Source organism: Marinobacter manganoxydans MnI7-9 (assembly GCF_000235625.1).
In the GTDB taxonomy this organism is placed as follows: Bacteria; Pseudomonadota; Gammaproteobacteria; order Pseudomonadales; family Oleiphilaceae; genus Marinobacter; species Marinobacter manganoxydans.
In genome coordinates, this window is the sequence record NZ_AGTR01000055.1 from 93,138 (window position 1) to 118,387 (window position 25,250).

Annotated in this window: 22 protein-coding genes; 15 read left to right on the forward strand and 7 right to left on the reverse strand. The window is 58.2% G+C overall.

The window, feature by feature from the left end; translation table 11 throughout:
- Positions 1-30 precede the first annotated feature (30 nt).
- Genes KYE_RS13730 through rluB form a run of 3 tightly spaced genes read left to right on the forward strand, consistent with a single transcriptional unit; the run spans position 31 to position 2,568 of the window.
- On the forward strand, positions 31-864 hold the full coding sequence (locus KYE_RS13730; RefSeq protein WP_008174399.1) for a segregation and condensation protein A: 834 nt from the start codon (positions 31-33) through the stop codon (positions 862-864).
- Between the two features lie 42 nt (positions 865-906).
- Entirely contained in the window at positions 907-1,545 is a 639-nt protein-coding gene (gene scpB / locus KYE_RS13735; protein WP_008174401.1) for an SMC-Scp complex subunit ScpB, read from the forward strand.
- A gap of 39 nt (positions 1,546-1,584) precedes the next feature.
- Positions 1,585-2,568: a 23S rRNA pseudouridine(2605) synthase RluB gene (rluB, locus tag KYE_RS13740; protein ID WP_008174404.1), complete on the forward strand. Its 984-nt coding sequence runs from the start codon at positions 1,585-1,587 to the stop codon at positions 2,566-2,568.
- Positions 2,569-2,571: 3 nt separating this feature from the next.
- On the opposite strand, the gene KYE_RS13745 is transcribed toward rluB, so the two are convergent.
- A complete protein-coding gene (locus KYE_RS13745; protein ID WP_008174406.1) occupies positions 2,572-3,498 on the reverse strand; it encodes a GGDEF domain-containing protein in 927 nt (308 codons plus the stop codon).
- A 284-nt stretch (positions 3,499-3,782) separates the two neighbouring features.
- Between KYE_RS13745 and KYE_RS13750 the strand changes: the two genes are divergently transcribed.
- From KYE_RS13750 to KYE_RS13770, 5 genes are all read left to right on the forward strand, one after another.
- Positions 3,783-4,466 carry a GntR family transcriptional regulator gene (locus KYE_RS13750; protein WP_008174408.1) on the forward strand — a complete coding sequence of 228 codons (684 nt, stop codon included), beginning with the start codon at positions 3,783-3,785 and terminating at the stop codon, positions 4,464-4,466.
- Position 4,467: 1 nt separating this feature from the next.
- Positions 4,468-7,962: a chromosome segregation protein SMC gene (gene smc / locus KYE_RS13755; RefSeq protein ID WP_008174411.1), complete on the forward strand. Its 3,495-nt coding sequence runs from the start codon at positions 4,468-4,470 to the stop codon at positions 7,960-7,962.
- Positions 7,963-8,084: 122 nt separating this feature from the next.
- Positions 8,085-9,098, forward strand: coding sequence for a cell division protein ZipA (gene zipA, locus KYE_RS13760; protein ID WP_008174413.1), 1,014 nt, complete (start codon positions 8,085-8,087; stop codon positions 9,096-9,098).
- A gap of 73 nt (positions 9,099-9,171) precedes the next feature.
- Entirely contained in the window at positions 9,172-11,208 is a 2,037-nt protein-coding gene (gene ligA, locus KYE_RS13765) for an NAD-dependent DNA ligase LigA (RefSeq protein WP_008174415.1), read from the forward strand.
- Positions 11,209-11,352: 144 nt separating this feature from the next.
- Entirely contained in the window at positions 11,353-14,103 is a 2,751-nt protein-coding gene (locus tag KYE_RS13770) for a hypothetical protein (protein WP_008174417.1), read from the forward strand.
- Positions 14,104-14,115: 12 nt separating this feature from the next.
- On the opposite strand, the gene KYE_RS13775 is transcribed toward KYE_RS13770, so the two are convergent.
- From KYE_RS13775 to KYE_RS13785, 3 genes are all read right to left on the reverse strand, one after another.
- Positions 14,116-14,748: a CBS domain-containing protein gene (locus KYE_RS13775; RefSeq protein WP_008174418.1), complete on the reverse strand. Its 633-nt coding sequence runs from the start codon at positions 14,746-14,748 to the stop codon at positions 14,116-14,118.
- Between the two features lie 73 nt (positions 14,749-14,821).
- Positions 14,822-16,720, reverse strand: coding sequence for a bifunctional tRNA (5-methylaminomethyl-2-thiouridine)(34)-methyltransferase MnmD/FAD-dependent 5-carboxymethylaminomethyl-2-thiouridine(34) oxidoreductase MnmC (gene mnmC, locus KYE_RS13780; RefSeq protein WP_008174420.1), 1,899 nt, complete (start codon positions 16,718-16,720; stop codon positions 14,822-14,824).
- Between the two features lie 4 nt (positions 16,721-16,724).
- The gene (locus KYE_RS13785; protein WP_413540230.1) at positions 16,725-17,336 is read right to left on the reverse strand and encodes a peptidylprolyl isomerase; all 612 of its coding nucleotides are present in this window, start codon (positions 17,334-17,336) and stop codon (positions 16,725-16,727) included.
- A gap of 227 nt (positions 17,337-17,563) precedes the next feature.
- Here KYE_RS13785 and KYE_RS13790 point away from each other — a divergent pair, with 227 nt between their 5' ends.
- Positions 17,564-18,313: a hypothetical protein gene (locus tag KYE_RS13790; RefSeq protein WP_008174424.1), complete on the forward strand. Its 750-nt coding sequence runs from the start codon at positions 17,564-17,566 to the stop codon at positions 18,311-18,313.
- Positions 18,314-18,351: 38 nt separating this feature from the next.
- Here the strand turns inward: KYE_RS13790 and KYE_RS13795 are convergent, their stop codons facing one another.
- The 3 genes from KYE_RS13795 to flgA all read right to left on the reverse strand — a co-directional run bounded on the left by KYE_RS13795 (position 18,352) and on the right by flgA (position 20,031).
- Positions 18,352-18,822, reverse strand: coding sequence for a flagella synthesis protein FlgN (locus tag KYE_RS13795; protein WP_008174427.1), 471 nt, complete (start codon positions 18,820-18,822; stop codon positions 18,352-18,354).
- Positions 18,823-18,829: 7 nt separating this feature from the next.
- Entirely contained in the window at positions 18,830-19,156 is a 327-nt protein-coding gene (gene flgM, locus KYE_RS13800) for a flagellar biosynthesis anti-sigma factor FlgM (RefSeq protein WP_008174429.1), read from the reverse strand.
- Between the two features lie 173 nt (positions 19,157-19,329).
- Positions 19,330-20,031 carry a flagellar basal body P-ring formation chaperone FlgA gene (gene flgA / locus KYE_RS13805; RefSeq protein WP_008174432.1) on the reverse strand — a complete coding sequence of 234 codons (702 nt, stop codon included), beginning with the start codon at positions 20,029-20,031 and terminating at the stop codon, positions 19,330-19,332.
- Between the two features lie 188 nt (positions 20,032-20,219).
- On the opposite strand from flgA, the gene KYE_RS13810 reads away from it, so the two are divergent.
- From KYE_RS13810 to KYE_RS13835, 6 genes are all read left to right on the forward strand, one after another.
- Entirely contained in the window at positions 20,220-21,149 is a 930-nt protein-coding gene (locus KYE_RS13810) for a chemotaxis protein CheV (RefSeq protein WP_008174434.1), read from the forward strand.
- A gap of 37 nt (positions 21,150-21,186) precedes the next feature.
- On the forward strand, positions 21,187-22,014 hold the full coding sequence (locus KYE_RS13815) for a CheR family methyltransferase (protein ID WP_008174436.1): 828 nt from the start codon (positions 21,187-21,189) through the stop codon (positions 22,012-22,014).
- 3 nt (positions 22,015-22,017) lie between these two features.
- Entirely contained in the window at positions 22,018-23,214 is a 1,197-nt protein-coding gene (locus tag KYE_RS13820) for an MFS transporter (RefSeq protein ID WP_008174438.1), read from the forward strand.
- On the forward strand, positions 23,214-23,831 hold the full coding sequence (locus KYE_RS13825; RefSeq protein ID WP_008174440.1) for a flavin reductase family protein: 618 nt from the start codon (positions 23,214-23,216) through the stop codon (positions 23,829-23,831). Before KYE_RS13820 ends, KYE_RS13825 begins: the two co-directional genes overlap by 1 nt.
- Before the next feature lie 20 nt (positions 23,832-23,851).
- Positions 23,852-24,751, forward strand: coding sequence for a LysR family transcriptional regulator (locus KYE_RS13830; protein WP_008174441.1), 900 nt, complete (start codon positions 23,852-23,854; stop codon positions 24,749-24,751).
- A gap of 110 nt (positions 24,752-24,861) precedes the next feature.
- Positions 24,862-25,227 (forward strand): hypothetical protein, encoded by a 366-nt coding sequence (locus tag KYE_RS13835; protein ID WP_008174443.1) that lies wholly within the window; start codon positions 24,862-24,864, stop codon positions 25,225-25,227.
- The last annotated feature ends 23 nt before the right edge of the window (positions 25,228-25,250 follow it).

Here is a 25,250-nt window from a genome sequence, read left to right on the forward strand (position 1 = left end):
AGCCAGTGCGCCGACCCGGAGTGAAAGGTTATGACTGAAGAATCCACCGATCAGGCCACGCCCGAAGCCCAGGACGCTGCACCGGAGCAGTCGCCCCTGGCGCGGGTGTCCGGCAAGCCGGTGGTGGATCTTCCCAAGGATTTGTACATTCCGCCGGACGCCCTTGCCGTCTTCCTTGAGGCGTTCGAAGGGCCGCTGGATCTTCTGCTGTATCTCATCCGTCGCCAGAACATGAACATTCTGGACATCGACGTCAGCGAAATTACCCGGCAATACATGGATTACATCGGTGCCGTGGAGGCCATGCGGTTCGAGCTGGCTGCGGAGTACCTGGTGATGGCCGCCACATTGGCGGAGATCAAATCGAGGATGCTGTTGCCTCGACAGGAAAGCGACGATGAGGAAGAGGTTGATCCCCGGGCAGAACTGATTCGCCGGCTTCAGCAATACGAGCGGTTCAAGCAGGCAGCCGAGGACATTGATGAATTACCACGCCTGGAACGCGATACCTTTGCCGCCTCCGCCGCGCTGCCGAAGATGCCCTCCAGTCAGCCCCATCCGGATGTAGACTTGCGGGAAATGCTGCTGGCTCTGCAAGGCGTGCTTCAGCGGGCAGACCTGTTTACCAGTCACCATGTTGAACGGGAAAGGCTTTCGACCCGGGAGCGCATGTCCGCAATCCTGTCGGTGCTTCAGGACGATCATTTTGTGACATTCGAAAGCCTGTTTACGATTGAAGAGGGCCGGCTCGGCGTCGTGGTGACCTTCCTGGCCACGCTTGAGCTGGTCAAAGAGCAGCTGATCGAGGTTGTCCAGGCCGAGGTCCTGGGCCCGATTCATGTTCGAGCCAGGGCAGCCAGCTAGGGCCTCCCGACGTTCAAAGCACGGAAACACGGATCAGACACCATGAACGAAGAACACCTGCTGAGAATACAGGCGATCGCCGAAGCGGCCCTGCTGGCTGCGGGCAAACCCTTGTCTCTCGACCAGCTCCGGGACCTGTTCAGTGAAGAGGAGCGCCCCGCACGCCAGGTAATGGAACATGTCATGGTACTTCTGGAAGCGGCCTGCGAAGGGCGCGGTTTTGAATTGAAGAAGGTTGCCAGCGGCTACCGTATTCAGGTGCGCGAGGAATTCGCGCCCTGGGTCGGGCGTTTGTTTGAGGAAAAGCCCCAGCGCTATTCCCGGGCGTTGCTTGAAACCCTGGCCTTGATCGCCTACCGGCAGCCCATCACCCGGGGTGAAATCGAGGATATTCGGGGTGTTACGGTAAGCAGCAATATCATTCGCACCCTGCTTGAGCGAGAGTGGGTTCGCGTCGTTGGGCATCGGGATGTTCCCGGCCGTCCGGCCATGTATGCGACTACGAAACAGTTTCTGGACTACTTTAACCTCACGGGCCTGGATCAGATGCCGCCCCTGAATGAAGTCCGCGATCTTGAAGAGATCGGCCGGGAAATTGAAAAGAACATGCAGGCGGAGATCGAGTTCGAATCAACGACTGCCGAGAACGACGACGAATCTTCGAGCCAGACACTTCACTGACGCCATTCGGGTGTCAGTCAGATACTAAGGATTGATTTCATGGCGGCAGAACGCCCCAACAAACCAGCCAGACCAGCCAAGGACAACGCGAGCCAGGGTGGGCCAGAGCGTATTCAGAAATTGCTTGCCCGCGCGGGCATCGGTTCGCGCCGGGAAATTGAAGGCTGGATGGAAGCCGGCCGCCTGCTGGTCAACGGGCAACCTGTGGCGCCCGGGCAAAAAGCGACTGTTGAGGATCGCTTCGAACTCGACGGCAAGCGACTTGAAGTGTCCGGTGCGGCGGAAGTGATGCGCCGGGTACTGATCTACAACAAGCCCGAGGGTGAGGTTACCACTCGAAAGGATCCTGAGGGGCGGCCGACGGTGTTTGATCGTTTGCCACGTCTCAAGGAGCACCGGTGGATTTCCATCGGACGGCTGGATATCAATACCACGGGACTGGTGCTCTTCACCACAGACGGCGAGTTGGCGAATCGCCTGATGCACCCGTCCAACCAGATTGATCGGGAATACGCGGTACGGATCTTCGGGGAAGTGGACGATGCGATGATCGAGCGCCTGCTTCAGGGCGTTCTCCTTGAAGATGGCATGGCCAAGTTCACCGATATCTCTCCGGCCGGCGGTAGCGGTATAAATCGCTGGTTCCACGTGACCTTGCTGGAAGGGCGCAATCGGGAAGTACGTCGTCTGTGGGAATCCCAGGGTGTTCGCGTCAGTCGGCTGAAACGCGTGCGCTACGGGCCGATCTTCCTGCCGAGCAGGTTGACCGTAGGAAAATGGGAAGAGCTGGATCAGCGCGCAGTAGACACCCTGAGTCGCACGGTTGGTCTCGAAGCGGTTGAGATTCCGCAGAAAACGCCAAATGAGAAAGCGGCCCACGACCGCCAGAGGCGGAAAAGCCCTGGCCGGTCCGGTAAGAAAACCCCCGGCAACAAATGGGCTGTCAGCGACACCAAACCTGCCAAACCAGCCGGGCGTGCTCCCCGGCCAGAGAGAGCCCGAAGCAAGACGCCCCGGGGCTGATCGTTACGAAATGGTGGCAAACACCCGGGTGCAGTTACGGCCCTGGTGTTTGGCACGATAGAGTGCCTCGTCCGCCCTTGCCAGCCAGGCCTGGGGCGCCTCCTTGGGCAGGAAAGTGGCAACACCACAACTCGTTGTGACCTTCAGCTCCTTCTCTCCGCCATCAACCCGGATAGCGGCAATCGCTTCGCGAACGCGCTCTGCTACATCCCTGGCATCCTGCTCCGAGGTATGCGGGAGCAGGATAGCAAACTCCTCGCCGCCAAAGCGGTAGACTGAATCCGAGGTTCGGATCGACTTCTCGATCTCGCACGCGGCCAATTGCAGAAGATGGTCGCCAACCACATGGCCGTGAGTGTCGTTCACCGTCTTGAAGTGGTCCAGATCGCAGAGGACGAGCGAGTAGGGCTCGCCATGGCGCTCTGATAACAGGCTGGAGCGCTGCAGAGCGTCGTCCAGGGCGCGTTTGTTGGGTATGCCGGTCAGGGAATCTGTCAGGGATGCCTGCTCAATGGCCACGTACTGGCAGGCGTTGCGAATCGGGCAGATCGCCGCACTCAGAACCATCTCTACGCCTTCCAGCTCCTGTTCCGAGAACCTCTGCCGACGTTGCAGTACCAGGGTCCCATAATTGACACCTTCAAGGCTCAGCCGGTACTCGCAGCGGTGTGGGCCCCCCATGCCTGTGGCATAGACGAAATCCTGTTTACCGATCCGGTGGCGGTAGTTGAGCGCACTGAAAGGAACAATGGCGACCAGCTCTTCGGCCAGGATCGCCAGCTGCTGTTCCAGCGACAGGGTGGTGGACAGCCGGCGCGTCAGCCTGGTGAGTACATCCGGCGTGTTGTTCCAGTCCTGATGTGCCTGACGCAGCGCAGCCAGTTTCTGGGGCTGGGAAGGAGACTGATGGATCGACGGTATGTTTTTCACTACGGTTCACTCTGTCGCAGAAGTTTACAGTGCTTTGCGTGTGCAAAGCAGAAACCGTGCCCAGTCATCAAAAACGAACAAAAACAGCGAGTAACGAGGCTAACATCACTTGGTTTCTGATTTTTCGGCTGTCGTTCCTGATTCGCCGTCAAAAAACCGGCAGTGATTTGCCGCGATGTTCCTGAGCTGTGCAAAATGTCAGACAAGGGGTGGGGCTATAGATTCCCTGTGGTAAACTTCTGCGTTTGAAATCGTGCCGTCTTCAGGAATGAGTGACCAACTTTATGAGGTTTCAGGCCCCGGAAAGTCTGTCTGAACAAATTGCCCAGCATCTGGGGCAACGAATCATCACGCGAGATCTCAAGCCCGGCGAACGCATTCAGGAATTGAAGGTGTCGGGAGAACTGAATGTCAGCCGTGGCTCCGTTCGGGAAGCACTGCTCATTCTGGAGCGACGCCATCTGATTGAGATTTTCCCCCGGCGGGGTGCGGTGGTCTCCAGCCTGACGCCAGAAAGCGTCAACAGCCTCTACGACATCTATATCGACCTCCTCTGCATGCTGGGGCGCAAGGTACTTGAGCGCTGGTCCGGCAGGGAGCTTGGCGGTGTCATGGGTCAGGTCCGTGAATTGCAGGCAGTCATTGATGCCCTGAACGCCACCAGTGCCGACGCCGCCGAGCAGGTTATTGATGCGGGTTTCGGGGTTATGCGTTACGCCTACGGCCTGGTTGAGAACCCGTTTCTGGAGGAAACCCTCGAGAATTTTCGGCCGGCCATCAGCCGCACCTATTTTGTGGCGCTGGAACACTTCCGGGAAGAAATCGGTGAAACGGCCACCTTCTTTCGGCAGCTGGCGGATGCCGCCGTCAACGACGACACTGAGCGGCTGCAAGCCGTTATCCAGGCCTTTGGGGAGCACCAGCGGCAGCAGGTGTTGACGATCCTCCGGCAGGAAGCGAGCGCCTGATATGCGGCTGAAGTCCATCAAACTGTCCGGCTTCAAATCGTTCGTAGATCCCACCACGGTTCCGTTCCCCTCCAACATGACGGCCGTGGTCGGCCCCAATGGGTGCGGCAAGTCAAATATCATCGATGCGGTGCGTTGGGTCATGGGGGAGAGCTCCGCCAAGTACCTGCGTGGCGAATCCATGACGGACGTTATCTTTAACGGTTCCAGCGCAAGAAAACCTGTGGGACAGGCATCCATCGAACTGGTGTTTGATAACAGCGATGGTTCCGCGCCCGGTGAATTCGTGAAATTCAACGAAATCTCCGTTCGCCGCCGCGTTTCCCGGGAAGGGCAGTCCGAATATTTCCTGAATGGCTCCAAGTGCCGGCGTCGCGACATTACCGACCTGTTCCTCGGCACCGGTCTCGGCCCGCGGAGCTATGCCATCATCGAACAGGGCATGATTTCCCGGCTGATTGAGGCCAAACCGGAAGAGCTTCGGATCTATATTGAAGAGGCGGCCGGCATTTCAAAATACAAGGAGCGGCGCCGGGAAACGGAGAACCGTATCCGCCGGACCCAGGAAAACCTGGAGCGTCTGACCGATTTGAGGGAAGAGCTGGGCCGCCAACTGCAACACCTGGAGCGTCAGGCAGCCGCAGCCGAAAAGTACAAGGCCTACAAGCAGGAAGAGCGCCAGAAAAAAGCCGAACTGACGGTGCTGCGCTGGCAATCCCTCGACAATGACTTGCAAGCCTGGCGAGGCAAGATCCGGGATACCGAGCTCGAGCTCGAGAAATACCTCACCGAGCGGGTCAGCCTGGAGACCTCCCTGGAATCCCTGCGCGACAATCACCAGGAACGGACCGAGCATTTCAACCGGGCACAGGCACGGTATTACGAAGCTGGGGCCGATATCGCCCGTATAGAGCAGAGCCTCGAACATCAGCGTGAACGCAGCCGGCAAATGGCGGCGGAGCTGGACCAGGCCATGGCGAACCAGAGAGAACTGGCCCGCGAGCTGGAGCAGGATGAGGACAAGCTTGCGGGAATCCAGGAAGAACTCGACATGATGGAGCCGGAGCAGGAAGCGCTGGCAGTTCGCTCCGAGGAGTCTGGTGAGAAGTTGCAGCAGGCCGAAGACGCCATGAGCGACTGGCAGCACCAGTGGGAAGACTTCAGTGCCCGTTCATCGGACGCGCGGCGCCAGGCAGAGCTGGCCCAGTCCAGAATCCGCTCGCTTGAGGATGCCATTGAGCAACTGCTGGCCCGCCAACGCAAGCTTCAGGACGAACAGGAGTTGCTGGAAGGTCAGATGGACCGCGCCGAGCTCGAAGACCTGCTGGAACAGCAGGAAACCCTGGAGCTGAAGCGCGAAGAGGCGGCCGAACGGATTGCATCCGTTCAGGACGAGCTCTACGAAGCCCGGCAGCAACAGCGTGATGCCGAGCAGGCGCTCTCTGAAGAACGCCAACGGGTGCAGAGCCTTCGTGCGTCCCTGGAGTCCCAGCAATCCCTTCTGGATGAGCAGATGGGGGCCGGGGATGATGTTCTGCAATCCTGGCTGTCACAGAACGCCCTCAGCGATATGCCCCGGGTGGCCAGTCAGCTTCAGATTACCGATGGCTGGGAGTTTGCTGTCGAACAGGTTATCGGGCGGTTTACCCAGGGTCTCTGCCTTCCCGATATTGATCAGCTCTCGTACGCAATGAAAGAAGCGCCAAAGGGGTTGGCGCTGGTGGAGGCAGAAGCCACAGACGGGAGTGAGCGTTCCGGGTTGGCGGCCAAGGTATCCGGAGTGCCGGGAATAGCCTCGCTGCTTCGCGGCATCGATACCGTGGAAACCGTCTCTGACGCCATGGGTATTCGATCGGGGCTTCGGGACGGTCAAAGCCTGATGACACCCGAGGGCGTCTGGATATCCCGGGAGTGGGTCCTGATGCCGGACTCTGATGCCGGCCAGGTAGGTGTGATTGAGCGGCAGAAGAAGGTGACGGAACTGACCGCGCAGCTGGCCGAGGCGGAGGAGGCGCTGGAGGCGGCTACCGAACGGCTGGAAGAGCTCCAGGAGCGGGCAGAGCGTTCGGAAGCAGCCCGGGATGAGGCGCAGACCCGTCTGAGCGAGGCAGATCGTGAACTGAGCACCCTGGCGTCCAGGGTCAGCGGCCTGCGAGCACGTGCCGAGCAGATTGATGCCCGTCTGCAGCGAATCCGGGACGATATTCAGGACGTGTCCGAAAACCTCGAGGGCCAGAAAGAGAGTCTTCAGGATGCCCGGGAAGACTGGCAACTGGCGCTGGCTTCCACCGAAGACAGCGATGAAGAGAAAGAGCGGTTGCTGGAGCAGCGCGATACCTTGCGCGAAAACCTGGACCGGCTTCGCCAGGAGGCCCGGCACGATCGTGATCACGCGCATCAGCTGCAGCTCCAGCTGCAGACCCTGCACAGTCAACGTGACGGCCTCAGGCAGACGATTGATCGGATGCAGTTGCAGAAGGAGCGTATCGACGAGCGCCTGGAGATTCTGAGGGAGTCCCGGGAAAGCGCCGAAGAACCCATCGAAGACCTGCAGATGCAGCTCGAAGGGCTGCTGGACCGCCGATTGGCGGAAGAGGAAAAGCTGGGCGCTGCTCGCGACGCGCTGGAAGAGATTGATCGGGAAGTGCGCGAAAAGGAACAGGGCAGAAGCGGAACCGATCATCGCATTCAGGAAGTCCGGTCCCGACTCGAAAAACTGAAAATGGAGTCCCAGGCCCTGGAAATCCGTTCCGGGAATCATGTCGATCAGCTCAAGGAGCTGGACGTAAAACTTCAGGATATCCTCGCCCAGTTGCCCGAGGGTGCGAATGAAAAAGACTGGGCAGACGAACTGGAGCGAATCGGCAACCGAATTCAGCGCCTGGGCGCGATTAACCTGGCGGCCATCGAGGAATATCAGGTTCAGAGTGAGCGCAAGACCTACCTGGATTCCCAGCATGAGGACCTGATGGAAGCCCTGGAAACACTGGACAACGCCATACGGAAAATAGATCGGGAAACCCGGCAGCGTTTCAAGGAAACCTTTGACCAGGTGAACGGTGGTCTTCAGGCTCTGTTTCCCAAAGTGTTCGGAGGCGGGAACGCCTACCTCGAGCTTACCGGTGAGGATCTTCTGGAAACCGGCGTTGCAATCATGGCGCGGCCGCCGGGCAAGAAGAACAGCACCATTCACCTGCTGTCGGGCGGCGAGAAGGCCCTTACGGCGATCGCACTGGTGTTTTCGATTTTCCAGCTGAACCCGGCACCCTTCTGTATGCTGGACGAGGTGGATGCGCCGCTGGATGACGCCAACGTGGGCCGCTATGCCAACATGGTCAAGGAGATGTCCAAGCAGGTTCAGTTCATCTACATTACCCACAACAAGATTGCCATGGAGATGGCGGATCAGTTGATGGGCGTAACCATGCACGAACCGGGGTGTTCGCGCCTGGTGTCGGTCGATGTCGACGAGGCAGCGGCTCTCGCAGAGGCTTGAGGCTGTTCAGAATTCAGGCGACCATGACAATCACGCCATCTGGCCCGGGTGTGCGTTGTATTCATTACGGGCTTTTCTTAGAGTAGCAACGTTACGGGATCTGCAAACAGGACAGCAGCACTATGTCACTTAGGGAATGGTTAATTGCCATCGGTACCCTGGTTATTATCGGCATTGTCATTGATGGCGTGCGCCGCATGCGGCGTGCCCGGAAGGAATCCATGGCAATCTCATCGGGCATGGGCGCCGATGAGCTCGAGGATTCGCCACTCGATGACGAGTACAACCCGGAGTTGCCCAATGGCGGCGCACGAACCATCTCCCGCGACACACTCGAAGAGCGTGGCTATGTAAAGCGTGAAAAGCCCAGCCGATTTGGTTCTCCGAAACCCAAACCGACCCGCCCGGTAACCGCTGCTGCCAAGGAAGAACATCGGGAGTCGCCAGAACCGGATCTGCATCCGGAGCCGGAAAGCGAACCGGCTGCCGAGTATCACGATGAACCTGTTGAGTCGGATCCCGATTTCGGGTTGTCCAGTCATGAGCCCGAAGAAACCGAGCTCGAATCAGGTTGGGGGGCCATCGAAGATGAGGTGGAAGCAGTCCCGCCTACGGTGACAACCGAAGTAGAGGAAGATACGGCACGGCGTGAACCTTCCCGAGCGGTCAGTGGTCAGCCGCTGGCAGGTGCGAATCGCCCTGAAGCCCGGGAAGTGATTGTGATCAATGTCCTGGCCAAGAGTGGTGAAGACTTCAAGGGGGTGGCCCTGAAGAAGTTGTTCGAAGCCTGTGGTCTGGAGCATGGTGATATGGACATTTATCACCGGCACGAGGAGTCCGATACCACCAGCCCGGTCCAGTTCAGTGTTGCCAATGCCGTGGAACCCGGCACGTTCAAGCCGGGCGATATGCCGACCCTGGCCACGCCCGGTATCAGTTTCTTCATGAGTATGCCCGGGCCCACCAATGCGCTGCAGGCGTTTGACTTCATGCTTGAGACAGCCCAGGCCGTGGTTCGTAACCTTGGCGGCGAGCTTAAGGATGAGCGCCGGAGCGTGATGACTCCTCAGACAATCGAGCACTGCCGCCAGAGGATTCGGGAGTTCGAGCGCAAGCAACGTTCCCAGCGAGTCTGAAACCTGGCGGTAAAAGAAGGCCAGATGCCCGGTTTGTTCCGGGCATTTTTTTGAGAGACGAGAGTGCCAGTCCATGAGCAAAGCCACGCCCGACATCATTCAGCGTGTTGAAGAACTCCGTTCGGCGATTGATGACCATAACTACCGCTATTACGTGCTGGATGACCCGCGTGTTCCCGATGCGGAATACGACCGGTTGTTCCGGGAATTGCAGGGCCTGGAAACCGATTATCCGGAGTTGGCTTCGGACACGTCGCCCACGCGGCGGGTTGGCAGCGCCGCGGAAACCAGCTTTGAGGAGGTAGTGCACAGGCTGCCCATGCTGTCGCTGGATAATGCGTTCAGCGAGGACGAACTTCGTGATTTTGACCGGCGGGTAAAAGATCGGCTCGGTATCACTGAGGACGTGGAGTATGTCTGTGAACCCAAGCTGGACGGGCTGGCGGTGAGCCTGCACTACGAGAATGGCGCCCTGACTACCGCCGCCACCCGGGGGGATGGCTATTCCGGGGAGGACATAACCGCCAATATCCGAACCATTCCCTCGGTACCGCTGAAGCTCCGTGGCGACGACGTGCCCGATCTGGTGGAGGTCCGCGGCGAAGTCTACATGCCGAAGGACGGTTTCGAACAGCTTAATCGCCGCCTGGCGGAGCGTGGCGAGAAGACCTTCGTTAATCCCCGTAATGCGGCGGCCGGCAGCCTCCGGCAGAAAAAGTCGACGGTAACCGCCAGACGCCCTCTCGAAATGTGCGCCTACAGCGTTGCGGTAACCGACGAAAGCCTCTTGCCGGATACCCAGTGGGAGGGGCTCAAGAGAGTCCAGAGCTGGGGTTTCCGTATTAATCCCGAGATGCGCAAGGCCAAGGGCGCGGAGGAATGCCTCGAAGCCTACAGCGAGCTGATGGACAAACGGGACGGACTCCCCTACGAAATCGACGGTATCGTCTTCAAGGTGAACCGGCTTGACCAGCAAAAGGCCCTGGGTTTTGTATCCCGGGCCCCTCGTTGGGCGATTGCCCAGAAGTTTCCGGCTCAGGAGGAACTCACGGTTATCGAGGACGTGGAATTCCAGGTCGGTCGTACTGGCGCGGTTACCCCGGTTGCGAGGTTAAAACCCGTGTTCGTGGGCGGTGTAACGGTGAGCAACGCCACCCTCCATAACATGGACGAAATTCGCCGACTGGATGTTCATATCGGCGATACCGTGTTCATTCGCCGCGCCGGAGATGTGATTCCGCAGGTAGTCAAAGTGGTGGCCGAAAAACGCCCCTCAGGCGCCCGGGAAGTAGAATTGCCCCGACAGTGCCCGGTGTGCGACTCGGATGTTATCCAGATCGAAGGTGAAGCCGTTGCCCGCTGCTCTGGGGGCCTGTTCTGCCCCGCGCAGCGAAAGGAAGCCATTCGCCACTATGCCTCCCGCAAAGCCCTCGATATTGAGGGCCTTGGAGACAAGTGGATAGATATCATGGTGGATCAGGGCATGGTGGAAACCGTTGCCGATCTGTATCGCCTGACCACCGACGACCTGGTGAAACTTGAGCGAATGGGAGAAAAGTCGGCGGCCAATCTGGTGGCTGCCATTGATCGGGCCAGAAACCCCGTGCTCTGGCGGTTCCTGTATGCCCTTGGCATCCGGGAGGTGGGGGAGGCCACCGCTAAAGGCCTGGCGGGCCACTTCGGAACTCTGGAGGCCATCGCTGCAGCGGATGAAGAGAGCCTCCAGACGGTTCCGGATGTCGGGCCGATCGTTGCGGGTCATATCCGTAGCTTTTTCGAGCAGACCCACAATCGCGAAACCCTGGATGCCCTGCGTGAAGCCGGTGTGAGGTGGCAGGAAGAGGAGGTTCGGGAGGGAGAGAAGCCTCTGAAAGGCCAGACCTGGGTGCTGACCGGTACGCTTTCCGGAATGACACGGGACGAAGCCAAAGAAAGGCTGGAATCCCTCGGAGCCAAGGTGGCCGGCAGCGTTTCCAAAAAGACGGCCTGCGTGGTGGCTGGCGAGGCCGCCGGTTCCAAACTGGCCAAGGCTGAACAGTTAGAGGTACCTGTTCTTGATGAAGCCGGGCTGGTGGCGTTGCTGGAAGAGCACGGCCTGGGCGCGGGCTAACCGAATCTGAGAACTCGCGCAGATCCCCTGCGTATCAAATTGGCTACCATGGCGTTGTTCTGTAACGGTGTGTAAACCGCCCGGTGTTCATGTTTCATCCGGGTGGTCGCTGCCATAACAACAACGATTGAAACGGATTTTTTCATGGGCGCCGATTTTCTCTCCCGCATTCATCCTGTTCGCCAACTTGCCGTTCTGGCCCTGCTTTCACTGGGGCTTGCTGCGTGCAAGACGGAAAAGGATCCCGACCAGCCCACAATCCTTGGCGTACCGCCGGTGTTCGCCTATCTCGGTGTTGAATACTCCTACAACTTCGGGGCCTACGGTGGCGAAGATATCCTTGATTATTCCCTGACCAATGCGCCGTCCTGGCTGGCGCTAGAGGACACCAGTAACAAGGCCCGCCAGGGCATCATTATGCGCGGTGTCCCCGGTCTCTCCGGCGGTAGTCGAGGAGAGGCGGACCTGGGCAAGACCGAAGGCATCAATCTGGTAACAACCGACGGCCGCATGGCTGGCGCCCAGCCGTTCGATATTGATGTGAAATATAATGTCATGTCTCTGGATGCAGAGCCGTTTACGGAAGGTGAAAGCCCGGAAATCCCTGCCAGTAACCGTGAACAATGTACCTTGCCTGATCTTGAAACCGAAGGTGAGCACAGCGTTACCATCAATCTCTACAACGATGACGGCTCCGTATCCGGTACCAGGGAGCTGACACTTCCGACGCGCCGCGTCTTCGTCAAGGTTACCCTGGATCAACCGTCGGTAACCCGGGTAGCGGTAGCTTTTGAGCTTTTGTCTGACTATGACGCATCCAGTTGCGACGTCGGATTCTCGCCTCCACACCAGAACTGCGATCACAGTGCCTCCAATGCGGGAGATGCCATCCTCGGCACGGACATTGTCGGGTTGGGCAGCAACAGTTCATTGCCTCCCGATGAGACGGGGGAAAGCGAGCTGGACTATATCGACTATGAGCTTGACGAACAGGGTTTCTATACGCGCGGTGTGATCACACTTGAGCCGGGTATTACCGAGTGTTATCTGCCATTGGAGGTGGTCGAGGACAGCTTTGCCGAGCCCGTCGAGTCCCTTCGCCTGGCACTGACAGAAGTGCGATCCGGTCTGGCCGGTCTTGGCAGCGGTAACGGTGGTGTCGTTACCAATTTGTCCATTCAGGACAACGAGCCGGTTCTGTCGCTGGAAACTGTAAACGGTGGCGGCAGGGATACGCTGAACGTGGGTGCTGTGCGCGAATACGTCGCGAGACTCTCTGGAGACAGAGACCGGGATATTTTTGCGAAGCTGAGCCACACCGAAGACTCCACCGCACGTCTCGAATCCGAGTTCGTTATCGAGCGACTGGAAGACGGAAACTGGGTTGAGAATGACGAACTGATTTTTCCAGAAGGGACCGATGAAGTGCCTTTCCGGATTCGGGTACCGGAGGCTGGCTATGCCAACCCGGCCTTCAGTGACCGGTTTATCCTGCTGGGCCTCAACGAGAACTTCCAGGCCGGTCGAGAGGATTATGCCCGGGCGGAGGCTGAAAACCTGATCCGGGTCAGCCTCAACGAGCTGACGTCTCCGCTTGCTCTGAACCCTGGCGACGGCTTTGTGGCCACAGACATCTCGATGGGCCATGACGGCAGGCTGTTCGTTGCCGGCTACGACACCCAGGATAACGACCGGGTGCTGGTGCGGATTTTTGACCAACGAGGCACTCAGTTGCAGCAGGTTGACATATCCTCTGCGAGCGACAGCCTGAGCGCTCCGGATCCGGTCATAAACGTGGTGCAGCGGAAGGTGACCGAGGGTGGGACCAAGGTAGACCGGTTCGAATTTGTCGTGGCCTACAGCACCGATCAGTCGGTGGCGGGAACGTCCGGTCTGGGCCGCCTGGATTCAGTGACATCGCTTTACTGGTTTGATTCCGCCACCAACGGTGGCGAATACGTTCCCACCTGGACCATCCGGACCGGAACGGATGCTGATGATCAGGTTCGCTGGGCCGGAATCAACCGTGACACCGGCTATGTCATCCTGGCCGGGGAAACGGAAGGTGTGTTTGATCAGCAGCAGGGATCGGGCGGCAGGGACAGCTTCCTGCAGCGAATTGATACTGAACTGGACGGCAACACGCAGCAGCCTGCGGTTGCCTGGACCCGCCAGGCCGGCTCAGCAGCCGATGACCGTGTTGCCGGCGGCAGCACAGAATCTGTGAACCCCGGGTTGTTTGGTTCGGCCGCGGGATCTGTGGAAGGCGCTTCAGTCATCGGCGGCATTGATGCCTTCTTCTTTAACGCCTCCAGTGCCACCAGCGAACTTGATGTCAAACAGGTTGGCACCACTGGCGATGAACCGGTTTCCAACGGACTGTATACCGGTAGCACGCTCTGGCTGATTGGTGCCAGTGATGGATCCTATTCTGTGCTGGAGCAGGACGAGGAAGACCCCGTTCTGGAGAGGGAGGCGCTTTCCAGTGCTGCCGGGTTCCTGCTGGGATATTCAGCCGCCGGGAATGTCAGTCGGGCCTTCACCCTGAATGACGAAGGCGATCAGTCCAGCGAGGCATTTCTTGGGTTGGCTGATTTCGATGGCGACATGGTTGTGGCTGGTACCACGAACGGCGACTTCGCCAGCGGCGGTGTGGTGTCCGGAATGGAGCAGGGCATCGCTGCCCGGGTATCGCTGGTTCCAGAACCCGAGACGGAAGAGGAAGAGTCGGAATTCAGAAACAACTGGCGATACCAGCTTGCAGCGGATGACTCTGCGATCTTGGATCTGGAAAACTACCGGGATGACGAAATACCGGCATTAACCCGAATAGGCAACAACTGGTATGTGCTTCTCTTCAGTCCAGAGGGAGAACTGTTGACGCCTCTGAATTAGGGAACGTGGGGGCTACACCGTTCCCTGATGGCGGCCTGAGCTGGCGTAGAGTCGCAGGTAGTCCGTGCTGGTAACAATTCCGGAGGCGGCGCCTTTCGCATCTACCACCAGGGCGGCATTGAGCTGGTGGGCCAGCATAAGTCTGGCAAGCTGGTGGGCATCGGTCTCGGGTGAGGCTGTCAGGAAGGCGGGCAACTCGATGTGAACCAGGCTCTGGCTCATGGCATCGGCTTCATTCTCGTGAAGCCAGCCCAGGAGCCAACGCAGGTCGACAAGGCCGGCAACGTTGTTGTCCGCCATGATCACAAGGTGGTGCACCTGGTGCTCGTCCATGACGGTTAAAGCCTCAGAAATCGTTGCAGACGCCGGAACGGAATACAGGGTTTGAGACGAGATGCTGGATACCGGCAGATACGGGCGGTCTTCACGGCGCTCGCCAGCGGCCGCCGCGCCGTATTCCTCCAGTGCTTTGTAGCGACCGGCATTGGCGGCCTGCTGGAACTCGGCGTCCGTTGCCTCACTTCGGCCAGGATTGATGCTCTGGGTTTCTGCCAGCTCTGTAACATCACCCACGGGCCTTGCCCGGAATGTTTCCGGTAGCCGGGTTCCGACCGGGCGGCCGGGTTCGCTGACAAAAATGGACATGGGTTCTCTCCGTGACTATGCCACCATTTCGATGGTTATCGGCAGTCTGACCGGAAACTTCAGCTGGAGTTTATTACGAAACCACCACATTCGTCTGATAGAGGCGTCGGGTTTCAAGGCGTTTGGCCAGGTTCGCGGGAAGGCAGGGAGGTTGTCCGGTGAGCAAGTCAGCCAGATATTCGGCCAGGAGCGGTGCGTAGGTCAGTCCTTTGCTGCCAAGGCCAGTAAGGAGGTAAAGGCTATCGAGATCGCCGCTCTCGCCGTCGAAAACGGGTCCGGCCACCGGCTGGTAGTCATGGGTGGTGCATCGGAAGGCAACCCGGCCACTGAGTTCCTCCCCGCGAAGCGCATCGCTTTCATCGGAAAACACCGCAGGCAGCATCGAGCCGAGTTCGTCGATGTTCTCGTTATGACTTTCCACGGTGGGCAATGGGTTGTTATCACGTAGATCGAAGGTTGCGCCGGTTACGGCAAACTCGCCCAGTGCAGGGTTCAAATACCGGTTACCACAGATAACGGCCGTTGGGCCTCTGAGAGCTGTCGCTGGCAGGTGGCTAACCTGGCCACGAATGGCTTTCAACCGGAAACGACCCTTTGTCGGGATAAGCTCCGGGCTGAGATGGCCCGAGCAGATGACCACCCGGTCAGCGGTGATCGATCTGTTGTTTTCCGTCGAAATGCTCCATGTGCCGTCCGAACGCCGAAGATTGTTGACCTCGCTATGGAACACCGTGGATATCAGCGGGTGGTTCGCCAGTTCCTTGCAAAGGTTTGCGGGTTCGAGCCAGCCACTGCCGGGGAACCAGAGCCCGCCCGATTCCGTTGGCACGCCTGTCAGGGCGCTGGCCTGTTCCCGGGTCACCGGGTAAAAGATACTCCGGGGGTAGTCGTTCCTTTGGAGAAACCTCCGCTGCCGGTCCGCTTCCTGGGAGTTGTGGGCCAGCTGTAGCAGGCCGGTCGGATGCCAGTGCTGGTCGCGCCAGTTGTGGTAGAAACGCTGCGCGAACGAGAGTGCTGTGAGCGCCAGCTCGGTCTGGTCGTTGAACTCTACGCCCAGCTTCACATACAGGGCGCCCTGGGCGTTGCCGGACGCCGCTGCACCCGGGCCATGGGCGTCGATCAGTGTTACCGGGTAGCCCCGGTCTGCCAGGTTTCTTGCCAGTGCGCAGCCGGCAACACCTGCGCCGATTATTGCGATCGATTCCTGTTGTTCCGTGGGAGCCGTTTTGATGGGTGCCGGGTTCTCCGCGACAAGAACGCCTTTCAGCATATCCCGTTTGCGACCGTATCCGGCGGTTTTTTCCATCCGGAATCCGGCCCCCATCAAGGCCCGACGAATCCGGCCAACGGAGGTAAAGGTCGCCAGAGTTGTACCCGGCCTGCTGTGTGCACGGATCTTGTTGATGATGTTTTCCAGCCACATATCCGGGTTGCGGGACGGAGCGAACCCGTCCAGAAACCAGGCGTCGGCTTGAAAATCCAGGGATTGCCAGGCGTCGTTAATGTCGCCGAAAAATAGCGTCAGTCGAACCTGCCCCCCGGCCAGGACCAGCCTGTGTACCCCACGCACCAGGGGTGGGTAATGCAGAAGCAGTTCGTCGGCCAGCGCAGCCAGTTCGGGCCACTGTGCCAGGGCCCGGGCCAGGTCCTCGTGGGTGAGGGGGAAACGTTCAACGGAAACGAAGTGCAGCGTCGCCGCATGGGCCGGAGCGTGTCGCTGCCAGGCTTGCCAGGCGGCGAGAAAGTTCAGGCCGGTTCCAAAGCCGTTTTCGGCAATAACGAAATTGCCGCCTTCGGGAATCTGTGCGAAACGTTCGGGCAACTGGTTGTGTTGCAGGAAAACGTAGCGTGTTTCCTCGAGACCATTGTCGCGGCTGAAATAGACATCGCCGAACCGGATGGACTCCGGGACGCCGTCGTGCCAAGCCAGTTCAGCGGGCTCTATTCCGGGCGGCAGGGGAGCACGGTCCACGGTGTCAGCCTTCGGGGTCGACCACGGTGACGGTTTCGATGATCACAGGTTCAACCGGCACATCGGCCATCCCCTGTTTCCGGGTGGTCTGTTTGCGGGCAATGGCATCGACAACGCCCATGCCCTCGGTCACCTTGCCAAAAACCGCATAACCCGGGCCGCGAACTCCGGCGTTCAGGAACCCGTTGTCGGAAAGGTTGATAAAGAACTGGGACGTGGCGGAATCAGGCGCACTGGTGCGAGCCATCGCAATGGTTCCACGAAGGTTCGGCAGTGTCTCTTTCGCTTCATTGCGGATAGGGGCCCGAGTGGACTTGCGGGAGAGATCCCGGGTGAAACCGCCGCCCTGGATCATGAACCCGGGTATAACCCGATGGAAGATGGTGCCGTCGAAAAAACCGTCTTCGGCGTACTGCAGGAAATTGTCGACCGTTTCGGGCGCAACATCCGGGCGAAGCTGAAGCTCGATAGCGCCTTCACTGGTCACCATGCGGACCTTCGGAAGAGGATCACTGGCCAGTTGCTCATTGGTTTGCGCCTGCACCGCGGCAGTCGGCATGAGCAGGGCGAGTGCCATAAGCAATACGGGTGTCACAGTTTTCAGGGGTTTTACCATGTTTGTCATTTGCAGCCGTTCTCCGTGTTATTAGCAGGTGTGTTTCCTGCGACAATTCGGCGAATTCTGTTATCAGGTGCCAGATCTTACCAGATGGTGATGGTAAAACGGGCACTGCATCCACGCACATTGTTGTGTGATCGGCTAACCTTCCCGATATCGGAAGTCATGGATCACACTGGCCGGGCCGGGTTGTACGGTTTTCACTGTTTAAAAGGAGACACTGGGTGAGAATCCGTCAGGGATTTGAAGAGAAATCACGCCTCGGGCGATTGCTTATCAATCGTGGGTATCTGTCTGAGGGGCAGGTTAACGAAGGCCTCAGGCTTCAGCGCGAATCGGGACAGCGCCTGGGTGAGGTATTTATCCAGGCGGGCTGGATCAGCGAGAAGGAGCTGCACCGTGTCCTCAAGCACCAGTCCCGCTATCGCAACGCTGCCGCCCTGGTAACAGCGGTCACGCTGCCATTCCAGCCCCTGGTAACCTTTGCGGCCAGCAATTCGGCCGAGGCGTCACAGGCAATACTGGAAGCCGGCGAACTTTATGACAGAGGCAATCTTGCCCCCATGAGCGAAGCCGAGCTGGCGGCGATTTCCGGTCAGGGCGATCCGACCTTGCTGCAGCGCATTGGTATTGTCAGCAAAATGGCGGAGAACCCCGCAGGAAATGGGGAGCAGGGCTCCGAGGCATCCGCAGATGTTATTGAAGGTCTCAAGCTTTCCGCCAATATCTTCGTGCCGGTTCTGAACTTCCTGGATTCAGATCTCAGCATTTCCGGTGTGCATTATCGTGAAGGGGAGCCACGTTATCGGGTAAGAGAAGATGGCGCCCTGATGCTGGCGTTCCCTGAGCGCATCGAGGAAATTCGGATGGACAATATACGGGTTACGGGAGGCCGGGGAGCTTCAATGGGCAACGTGAGCATTCACGACATCCGGTTTCATCCCGACTCCCAGATGACCATCTACACCCGATGAAGTGGAAAGCATGGCTCGGCAGAGCCATGCGTCCGGGCTCAGGCGCTGGCGAGCACCGTGCTGCTTGATACCGTGGTCTGCTGACCCTGTGCACCGTACAGCTTTTGCTGGCCGGTGGCGCCGCGGAAAATATCTGTGAGCCTCGACAAACGCTTTTGCAAGTGGCTGATTACGCGACCGTTGGTCTGGTTCAGCGTCTGACAGGTTCGCAGCTTCTGGTCCGCTTCCTGCCAGAGTTCGAAGAGATCCGAGAATCCGGCGCTGCGAATAAAGCGGGAAGGCTCGCCACTTTCGGGGCGATATCCCATTTGTACGAGCGTTCGGATTTTCTGTTTGGCGCGTTCGCGGACTGCACCGAGGAGATCGTTCTTCTCTCTGGTCAGGGCGTCCAGCTGGCGGAGGTCGGAATTCGCAAGGCAGGTCTTTTCCTTGCCGAGAACGTCAGCCAGTGTTTCAAGCTGGCTGATATCCTGGGAAAGAAGGGTCTTCAAATCATCAATTGCGGCCATGGTCTACTCACCCGAAAATGCTTTCATCCATCTCAAGCATTTTCTGGGCCAGCTTCTCGGCGTCAATCTTGTACGTGCCATTTTCGAGGGCGGAACGGATCTGCTCGATGCGGTCGTCATCCATTTCCGGATAATCGCCCAGCTTTTGTTCGAGCTGCTTCAGATTCTTTGCCTGATTGCTCAGGCTGACGTTCTCACCACGGGCCCCCTGGGCCTGTGTCTTCGCCTGTTCGTTGGATGCCGGCTGGGTATTCTGTGCGCCGGAGCTTTTGTCGGCCGTGGTTCTCTGGGTGTTGACCTGGCCGGGGCCAATTCCATTTAAGTCAACTGACATATCTGTACCTGCTTGCCTGTCGCGCCACGAATGCGGCGCTTACTCGAGTTTATGTCTTCTTAACGGCGGCGCCGCGAAAACCTTTAGTACTTTTAGCACTTTTTTTCATCTGCTTTTACGACCGGTTTTGCGGCATTCACTTGCCGCTCCGGCAAGCCTCTGCCGCACGCGGCTCACATCGGAATCTCCACGTGGCCCGGCGCGACAACGCTGGCTCTTATCGTGCGCGATGAGCGCAGATTCTCAACCAGAACCTGTTCGCCAACGCTGGCGCTTGCCAGGGCTTTGCCCCGGGAACGTACTGAAAATCCACCGGTTTTGGCGGTGATGATAACATGATCGCCTCGTTCGACCGCATTCGGGGCCGAAAGCATGTCTGGTGTAACGAGCGATCCGGCATTCACTGCGCGCCGCACTTCCATGCCAATCGCCTGCTTCGAGTCGGTAATCACGCCCCGTCTGGATGAATTGATTTCAACAGACTGCTTCGCAAGCAGCCCTTCGGTTATTCGCTCTCCACGTGTGAGTGGCCTCGCTGCCACCAGGGCTGGCCCATGGATAGAGACTGAAGCGGTAACAAACATTCGCCATGGGCGGGTTCCTTCGCAGGCTACCTGCAACGACGGGCTGGTGCTTTTCCATGGATCCCCGCTGAACTCTACACTCAAAGGCTTTTCGCACTCGGCGAGAGCGAGGCGGCTGTCGATGGAACCGGGTTCGAAGGAAACGGTGTAGCCATGCTCGGCCTGTTCAGACGCAAAGCTGTCCAGAAACGCCAGGGTTGCTTTCTGAATCTGTTCAGCCGTCGTTCCAGCAAGGAGCGGCGTGCTCAGGCCAGACATTAGCAGTAGTAGGGCGAAATTCGTGATGCGCATACGTATCAGTTTGTCCTATGCTGTCAACAACAGGGCAGAAAAGCCCGAATCAGGCTAAGGATTCGGTAAAAGTGGCCGTTAAATGGGCTGACCCACCCCTGATATGACGGGTTTCCGTCGATCAGGCTATTATTCAGTGAACAGCAAGATATATGCCGTTGTAATTCCGGCAAGCCAGGAGAATCGAAATGGCAGGGGTTTTGGACAGTGTCAACCAGCGCACTCAGATGGTCGGAAAGAACCGCCTAGAGCTGCTTCTTTTCCGTCTCAGGGGGCGCCAGATCTACGGGATCAACGTGTTCAAGGTGAAAGAGGTGCTGCAGTGTCCGAAGCTGTTCTCCCTGCCCAACAGCCGGCCGGTTGTTCGAGGCGTAGCCCATAGCCGGGGTGAGACTATCCCCATTATCGATCTGAGCATGGCAATCGGTCTGCCCGGTATCCCGCAAGAAGAGCTCTCCACCAGTTTCGTCATCATCACTGAATACAATCGCAAAACGCAGGGTTTCCTGGTGAGCGGCGTCGAGCGAATCATGAACATGAACTGGGAAGAAATCCTGCCTCCACCCAAAGGGGCCGGCAAGGATGTCTATCTTACCGCTGTCACGAAAATTGATGATAAGCTTATCGAAATCATTGATGTAGAGAAGATTCTTTCAGAAGTTTCTCCGCTTGGGGAGGACGTAACCGAAGCCGTTCTGAGTAAGAGCGCGGATAGGGTACCGGGGCATCTGCCCGTGCTGGTGGTCGATGATTCATCCGTGGCCCGGCGCCAGATACAGCGGTGTCTCACCGCAATTGGCATGGAAGTGGTGCTGAAAAACGACGGCAAGCAGGCTATTGAACATCTGAAGGAAATCACTGCGGATGGTTCCCGGGCCAAGGATCACTTCTCCCTGATCATCTCGGACGTGGAGATGCCTGAAATGGATGGCTACACCCTCGTCACCAAGGTGAAAGAGGACCCGGCGCTTTCGGATATGTTTGTTATGCTTCACACCTCACTCAGCGGTGTGTTCAACCAGGCCATGGTAAAGAAGGTCGGGGCCGACGACTTTATGGCAAAGTTCAGTCCGGACGAGCTGGCAGAGCGGGTGATGGAAATCATCGACCAGGGTTGATGGAGCCGCTCAAAGATTCACTCAGAACAGAGACCCAATGAAAGCGGAAATAACGCCACAGGAATATGAAGCCTTCAAATCGTTCCTGCAGGATGCCTGTGGGATTTTACTGGGCGATAATAAACAGTACCTGGTCAAAAGCCGGTTGCGCAGGATTCTTGAAGAGAACAGCCTGAATACCCTGGGTGAACTGCTCGAGCGCCTTAAGCGCCCCGGGCGGGGCGGTCTGAAAGAGACTGTCATCGATGCGATGACAACCAATGAAACCCTGTGGTTCCGTGACAATCACCCTTTCCGGATTCTTCAGGAGAAACTGCTTCCCGAATTCGCAGAGCGCAACTCGATGCAGCCTTTGCGTATCTGGTCTGCGGCCTGCTCAACCGGCCAGGAGCCGTATTCGATTGCCATGATCGTCGAGGAGTTTCGGCGGGCGAGGCCCGGGAAGCTGCGGGATGTAAAGATCACCGCGACGGATATCTCCAAAAGCGTTCTTGATGTGGCTCGCAAGGGCGAGTATGAAATGCTTGCCATTGGTCGGGGGCTCTCGCCAGAGCGCCAGAAGCAGTTTTTCACGCCGTCCCTGAACGGTGGCTGGCAGATCAAACCCCAGATCAAGAGCATGGTGGAGTTCAAGGAGTTGAACCTGCTTGAGCGTTATATGCTGGGCAAGTTCGATATTGTGATGTGCCGGAACGTTCTGATCTATTTTTCGGCGGACCTGAAAAAGGACATTCTCACCCGGATGCACGCCACCCTGAACCCGGGCGGCTACCTGGTTCTTGGTGCCTCGGAATCGCTCAACGGCTTGCCCCATCTCTATGAGATGGTTCAGTGCCACCCCGGAATCATCTACAGGAAAAAATAATCCATGCCCCTCAATGTCTGGGTCCTGGTTGCCGCTCAGGCGCTGGCCATGTGCACAGCGCCTTTTATCGTTTTTATAGGCAGCATTCAGGGCAGAATGCTCGCCCCGGCGCCCGAGTACGCAACACTTCCCGTCGGGCTGGTGGTCGTAGGCACCGTTCTGGCTATCAAACCGGCAACCTGGTTAATGGAGCGCATTGGGCGCAAGCGCGTGATGCTGCTGGGTGCCATCATGGGCATTGTTGCAGGTCTTATGGGAGGCCTGGCGTCCTGGACTGGTCTGTTTTCCCTTCTTTGTCTTGCGGCCGTGGTCGGTGGTACCGGGCTTGCGGTGGTTCACCAATATCGGTTTGCGGCCATGGAATCCGTGGCGCCGGGTATGGCGGGTTCTGCTGCCGCTCGCGTGTTGCTGGGTGGTCTGGTCGCAGCCTGGCTCGGGCCGGAAGTTGCGGGTCTGGGTAGCGGCGCGGCGGAGCAATACCCGTTTCTGGTCAGCTGGATCGCGCTGGCGGCCGTCCAGGGTGCGGCTTTGCTGATCCTTGCTATCGGTTACCGGGCAGGGGCCGAGCGCGTCCAGGAATCCCGGCCGGGAGGAGGCCGCCCCCTACGGGAGATTATGGCGAACCCTTTGATCTGGGCGGCCATGAGTGCCGCGGCCATTGGCTATGCGGTGATGAGTTTCATCATGACGGCGACGCCGCTGAGCATGACCGAAATGGTCGGCCATGACCTCGACGATGCCAAGCGGGTGATCCAGCTCCACATAATGGCCATGTATCTTCCGTCGCTGATCAGCGGTTGGCTGACACGCGTGGTAGGCATTCCCCTGATGATGGCAGCGGGCCTGCTGGCCTATCTGGGCTGTATTGCCCTTGCCGCGAGTGGTGTCAGCTTCCACCACTATCTGTCAGCGCTGTTGTTGCTCGGCGTTGGCTGGAATTTCCTGTTCGTTGGTGGCACAACGCTGCTGCCCCGGGGGTATCGGGATGCCGAACGCTTCCGCGTCCAGGGCCTGAACGACATAATGGTTTTTGGCTCCCAGGCGACCGCGGCGCTGTCTGCCGGCGCAATTCTGAGCTGGCTGGGCTGGGGCGGTCTGGTCATGGTTGCCGTACCCTTCCTGATACTTCACGGGTTATTGATGACTTTGTGGCTGTTGCGCGAACGAACGCCCGAAGCTGCAGTTAACGGGAGAGAGTGATGCTTATAGATTTCGAGGATATGGATCCGAAAGATGCCTACCACATCCTTACCCAGACAGTGATTCCGAGGCCAGTTGCCTGGGTGCTGAGTGAAAATCCGGATGGGGACTACAATCTGGCGCCATTCTCGTTCTTTACGCCCATCACCAGCAATCCCCCGTTGCTGATGATTTCCGTTGGTAAAAAACCGGCGGAGGGCGTTTCGAAAGACACCCGGGTAAACATTGAAGCGAGAAAGAATTTTGTCGTTCATATCGCCCACCGGGATCTCGCCGCGGCGGTCACAGAATCCTCGCGAACCTTGCCCCATGGCGAATCCGAACTGAAAAATCTTGATCTGGAGCTGGTGGATTTTGAAGGCTCGAGCCTGCCTCGGCTCAAGGACTGCCACGTGGCTTTTGCCTGCGAGCTCTACGACATCAAGGAAATCGGTGCCGGGCCCCAGTCACTGGTATTCGGAAAAGTCACCCGGGTATGGGTATCTGATGATGCAGCTCGTTACGATGACAAGAATCGCCTGACCTTCAGTGGCGCTGCGATTGATCCGATCGGCCGTCTCGGGGGAAGCGAATACGTCACCTTCGGTGAAATCCTCAAAATTCCGCGGCCATCCTGAATCGGGGGCAGGGCAAAGGAATGGAACAGCTTAACCTCCGCCATCTCTACTATTTCTGGGTGATCAGCCGGGAAGGTTCGATCGCCCGAGCCAGTGAAGTCCTGGAACTGGCGCCGCAGACCCTCAGTGGCCAGCTTGCGACGTTTGAAGCCTCAGTGGGTGGGCGCCTGTTCTCCCGGGAAAGGCGCAAGCTGATCCTCACAGACTACGGCCGGCTGATCCTCGGCTACGCCGACGACATATTCGCCCTCACCGGTGAGCTTGCCGAAACCCTGCGGCTTGATCCTTCCGAGCGCCCGCTGACCCTGCGAGCCGGCGTCTCCGCGTCGATTCACAAACTGATTGCCTACTACCTGCTTCAGCCGGCGATGGCGGGCGAGCGGTCCATCCAGCTTGAATGCCAGACCGGGCGCACCGAAGATCTCGTGCTCAGCCTGAAACGCAAGGAGCTGGATCTGGTTCTGACCGACCGGGTGCCACGGTTGCAGGAGGGCGGCAATCTCACGGTACACCCTCTGGCGGGATCCAGCATGAGCCTGTTCGCCGCACCAGAGTTGGCAAGAAAGCTCAAAAAGGGGTTTCCCGAATCCCTGAATGGCCAACCGTTGCTGGCCAACGCCACGGATGCACCCTATTTCGAGCGACTGATGAACTGGTTTTCCCTGAATGGGGTTCGCATGAAACTTGTCGCCCGGGTAGATGACAGCGCCCTGATCAAGGTATTTGGCAGCCAGGGCTATGGCGTGTTCGCTGCTCCAACCTCAATCCGCGAGGAGGTCTGCCGCCAGTATGAGGTAGAGCAGATTGCCTCAATTGAAGACGTCATGGATGAATTGTTCGCCATCACCCGTGGCCGAAAAACCGCCCATGAGGGCGTCCGTGCCATTGTCGATGCTCACACGGGTGATCGTGACGCCTGATTGCATCGAAAATATCGATCTTAAAAGCTCACAAAAGCTTATTTTATCGAACTCTGTTCCTGTCCATTATGGAGCTGTGAAAGGCAGCAACCCGAAGAGGAGCAGTAGCTATGAAGACCATCCACAAATTCCGTCTGGAACCGGGCAAAGAGCCGACCACGCTTACGCTCAAAGAGGGTTACAGGGTGGTGCGCAGCGAATACATCGTGCCCCATAAGGCCGTCTACCTCTGGGTGGAGCAGCCCCTGAACGTAACCACACCAACCCTTGAGCGGCAGTTCCGAGTCGCTTATTCGGGCGAACCAGTGCCTGACAGCTTCGAATACCTCGATACCGCACTGGATCCATTTGGCCCTGAGGCGTACCACGTGTTTGCAATACCTGCCGGTGAAGAAGAGCTCTTCAATACGGCACCTGACGGTGCAAGCAACGACGCGTTCAGCAGGCAGAACTGGCAACACACAGCGATCTCTTGACCACTTCAGGGCCCTTCGGGGCC